The organism is Streptomyces sp. SID5785 (genome assembly GCF_009870065.1).
Classification (GTDB): domain Bacteria; phylum Actinomycetota; class Actinomycetes; order Streptomycetales; family Streptomycetaceae; genus Streptomyces.
Genome location: NZ_WWIA01000709.1, coordinates 1 through 4,123, shown reverse-complemented (window position 1 = coordinate 4,123; position 4,123 = coordinate 1). Strand labels below are relative to the sequence as shown.

Sequence of the window (4,123 nt, the reverse complement as noted above, 5' to 3'; positions counted from 1 at the left end):
CGAGGAGGTCCCCGAGGGCGCGTTCGGGCATCTGCTCACCCGCGGCCCGTACACGATCCGGGGCTACTGGCGGGCGCCCGAGCACAACGCCCGCTCCTTCACCGAGGACGGCTTCTACCGCACCGGCGACATCGTGCGCCGCACCCCCGGCGGGCACCTCGTGGTCGAGGGCCGCGCCAAGGACCAGATCAACCGCGGCGGCGAGAAGATCGCGCCGGAGGAGGTGGAGAACATCATCCTCGGCCACCCCGCCGTCCACGACGTCTCCGTGGTCGCCGTCCCCGACCCCTACCTCGGCGAACGCTCCCTCGCGTACGTGATCCTGCGCGCGGGCGCGCCCGCCCTGCGCTCCGTGGCCGTCAAGCGGTTCGTGCGCGAGGCCGGCGTCGCCGCCTACAAGGTCCCGGACCTCGTCGAGTTCGTCGACGCGTTCCCGCAGACCGGCATCGGCAAGGTCAGCAAGAAGCAGCAGCGCTCCGCGGCCGAGCAGCACTGACCCGTCCCCTTCCGAGTCCCGAAAGGCCCCGAACCCCATGGCGATCCCCGCCGTCACCGCGTACCCGTTGCCCACGCCCGGCGAACTGCCCGCGAACCGCGTCGACTGGACCGTGGACCCGGCCCGCGCCGTACTGCTCGTCCACGACCTGCAGCAGCACTTCCTCGCCGCCTTCCCGCAGGACGAACAGCCCCTGACCGGCCTGCTCGGCAACACCGCCCGCATCCTGCGCGCCTGCCGCGCCCACGGCGTGCCCGTCGTCTACTCCGCCCAGCGCGGCGGCCAGACCCCCGAGGAGCGCGGACTGCAACGCGACTTCTGGGGGCCCGGCGTCGCCGACGACCCCGAGGCGCTCGCCGTCCCGCCGGCCGTCGCCCCCGCCGACGGCGACACCCTGCTCACCAAGTGGAAGTACAGCGCGTTCGCCCGCACCGCACTGGAGTCCCTGATCCGCGAGTCCGGCCGCGACCAGCTCGTCGTCGTCGGCGTGTACGCCCACATCGGCGTGCTCATGAGCGCCGCCGACGCGTGGTCGCGCGACATCCAGGCGTTCGTCGTCGCCGACGCCGTCGCCGACTTCAGCAGCGACGACCACGCCATGGCCCTGCGCTGGGCCGCCGGCCGGTGCGCCGCCGTCACGACCACCGACCGGCTCGTCGCGGAGGTCACGGCCGCATGACCCTCACCCTGGAACAGCTCCGCGCCGACGTCGCCGACTGCCTCGGCGAGGCTCCGGACGACATCCCCGCCGACGAGAACCTCGCCGACCTGGGCCTGGACTCCGTCCGCATCATGACCCTGCTCGAGGGCTGGCGCCGTACGCACGGCGTCGAGACCTCCTTCGTGGACCTCGCGGAGCGCCCCGCGCTCGACGCCTGGGCCGCCCTCCTGGGGGTGCGCCCCTCATGACCGCCCCCGTCCACGAGGAAGCCGCCACCCGCGACCTGGTGCTGCCGCTCACCGCCGCACAGTCCGGCATGTGGTTCGCCCAGGCGCTCGACCCGCTCAGCGCCGCACAGAACACCGCCGAGTACCTGGAGCTCGACGGAGAGATCGACCCGGAGCTCTTCGCCCGTGCCCTGCGGCAGGTCGTCGCCGAGTCCGACGCCCTGCGGGTCCGGATCGAGGAGACCCCCGACGGACCCCGCCAGCGCGTCTGCGCCCGCGTCGGCCTGCCCCTCACCGTGCACGACGACCTGAGCGAGGAGGAAGCGCTCGCCCGCATGCGCGCGGACCTCGCCGAGCCCTGCGACCTGGCCGCAGGACCGTTGTTCCGGCACGCCCTGTTCCGCGTCGGCCCGCGCCGCTGGCTCTGGTACCAGCGCATTCACCACCTGGTCACCGACGGCTTCGGCCACGCGCTCCTGGTGCGGCGCACGGCCGAGCTGTACACGGCGTTCGTCCGGGGCGACGAGCCCCCGCCACGCACCTTCGCGACGCTCGCCGACCTCCTCGCCGTCGACGCCGAGTACCGCGCGTCCGACGCGTACGAGGCCGACCGGTCGCACTGGGCCGCCGCACTCGGTGACCGCCCCGAGCCCTCGCACCTGGCCGGCCGCGGCGCGCTGCCGTCCCGCACGTTCCTGCGCCGCACCGCACGGCTGTCCCCGGACACCACGGAACGGCTGCGGGAACTGGCCGCCCGCACGCGCGCCACCTGGCCCGACGTGCTCATCGCCGCCCAGGCCCTGTACACGGCGCGCGCGACCGGGCGCACCGAGGTCGTCCTCGGCCTGCCCATGATGGGCCGCACGGGATCGGCCGCGCTGCGCGTCCCCGGCATGGTCATGAACGTGCTGCCCCTGCGCCTGGCCGTCACCCCGGACGCCACCTTCGCCGAACTGGTGCGCCAGGTGGTCCTCGCCGTGCGCGAGGTGCGCCGCCACCAGCGCTACCGCTACGAGGACATCCGCCGCGACCTCGGCCTCCTCGGCGAGCAGCGCGCCCTCGTCGGACCGCTCGTCAACATCATGCCGTTCGACTACGGCGCCGAGTTCGCCGGAGTGCCCGCGACCGCCCACAACCTGTCCGCGGGCCCCGTCGAGGACCTCACGGTCAACATCTACGACCGCGCCGACGGCAGGGGCCTGCGCATCGACCACGACGCCAACCCCGCCCTCTACGACGGGGACACGGTCGCCGCCCATCAGACCCGCCTGCTCCGCCTCCTCGACCGGCTCGCCGACAGCGACCCGCACCTGCCCCTCGGCACCCACCCGATCGCCACCCCGGCCGAACTGGCCCTCGTGCTCGACGAGTTCAACCGCACCGAACGGGCCCTTCCGCCGACCACGCTGATCGGCCCGATCGAGGCCCAGGCCGTCCGCAGCCCCGACGCCGAGGCCCTCGTACACGGGGACACCCGACTCACGTACGCCGAACTCGACGCCCGCGCCAACCGGCTCGCCCACCACCTCCAGCGGTGCGGCGCGGGCCCCGGCGCCCTCGTCGCCGTGTCCGTGCCCCGCTCGGTCGACCTCGTGGTGACCCTGCTGGCCGTCCTCAAGTCGGGCGCCGCCTACCTCCCGCTCGACCCGGAGTACCCCGCCCAGCGCCTCGACTCCATGCTGCGCGACGCGGAACCGGTGTGCGCCGTCACCGACCGCGCGGACCGGCTCCCCACGGAGGGCGGCACCCCGCTCGTGGTCCTCGGCGGACTCGACCTCTCGGCGTACGCGGCCGTGAACCCGCCGCGCGCCCTCACCCCCGCCCATCCCGCCTACGTCATCTACACCTCGGGCTCGACCGGGCGGCCCAAGGGCGTCGTCGTCCCGCACTCGGCCATCGACAACCGGCTCCGCTGGATGCAGGACACGTACCCGATCGGCGCCGGCGACCGCGTGCTGCAGAAGACCCCGTCCTCGTTCGACGTGTCCGTCTGGGAGTTCTTCTGGCCGCTGCGCCAGGGCGCCACCCTCGTCGTCGCCGACCCCGGCGGCCACAAGGACCCCGCGTACCTGGCCCGGCTCATCACCGAACAGTCCATCACCACCTGCCACTTCGTGCCGTCCATGCTCCAGGCGTTCCTCACCGGGACCGGCACCGCCGGATGCGCCGACGCGCTGCGCCGCGTCTTCTGCAGCGGCGAGGCGCTCCCGCGCGAGACCGCGACCGCCTTCGCCGCCGAGCTCCCGGGCGTCGAACTCCACAACCTGTACGGACCCACCGAGGCGGCCGTCGACGTCACCTACCACGCCTGTGACCCGCGGGGCACCGGACCGGTGCCCATCGGCAGGCCCGTGTGGAACACCCGTCTGTACGTGCTCGACGCGGCCGGCCGGCCCTGCCCGCCGGGTGTCACCGGCGAACTCTTCCTCGCCGGACGGCAGTTGGCCGACGGCTACCTCCGCCGCGAGGAGCTGACCGCCGAGCGCTTCGTCCCCGATCCGTTCGGCGCTCCCGGCAGCCGGATGTACCGCACCGGCGACCTGGCCCGCTGGACCGACCAGGGCGAGGTGGAGTACCTCGGCCGCACCGACCACCAGGTCAAACTGCGCGGTCAGCGCATCGAGCTCGGCGAGATCGAGGCCGCCCTCACCGGCTGCACCAGGGTGGACGCCGCGTGCGCCGCAGTGGTCGGCGACCACCTCGTCGGCTACGTCACCGGAGGCCCGGACCCCGACACGG

Annotated in this window: 3 protein-coding genes and 1 pseudogene; all 4 read left to right on the top strand. The window is 74.0% G+C overall.

Going from position 1 to position 4,123, the window contains the following annotated elements; genetic code table 11:
- A pseudogene (locus GTW43_RS23275) lies at positions 1-496 on the top strand (AMP-binding protein); the annotation flags it as partial.
- A 37-nt stretch (positions 497-533) separates the two neighbouring features.
- Entirely contained in the window at positions 534-1,175 is a 642-nt protein-coding gene (locus tag GTW43_RS23270) for an isochorismatase family protein (RefSeq protein ID WP_161303965.1), read from the top strand.
- Positions 1,172-1,405, top strand: coding sequence for a phosphopantetheine-binding protein (locus GTW43_RS23265; protein WP_161303963.1), 234 nt, complete (start codon positions 1,172-1,174; stop codon positions 1,403-1,405). The genes GTW43_RS23270 and GTW43_RS23265 overlap by 4 nt, the downstream gene beginning before the upstream one ends.
- Positions 1,402-4,123, top strand: a 2,722-nt coding sequence (locus GTW43_RS23260) for an amino acid adenylation domain-containing protein (RefSeq protein ID WP_161303961.1), incomplete at its 3' end; no start/stop codon positions are given. The genes GTW43_RS23265 and GTW43_RS23260, both read left to right, overlap by 4 nt.

Bases quoted from the DNA above. Each gene is read 5' to 3' on its own strand.
- GTW43_RS23270 (WP_161303965.1), top strand. From the start codon at position 534: ATGGCGATCCCCGCCGTCACCGCGTACCCGTTGCCCACGCCCGGCGAA.
- GTW43_RS23265 (WP_161303963.1), top strand. From the start codon at position 1,172: ATGACCCTCACCCTGGAACAGCTCCGCGCCGACGTCGCCGACTGCCTC.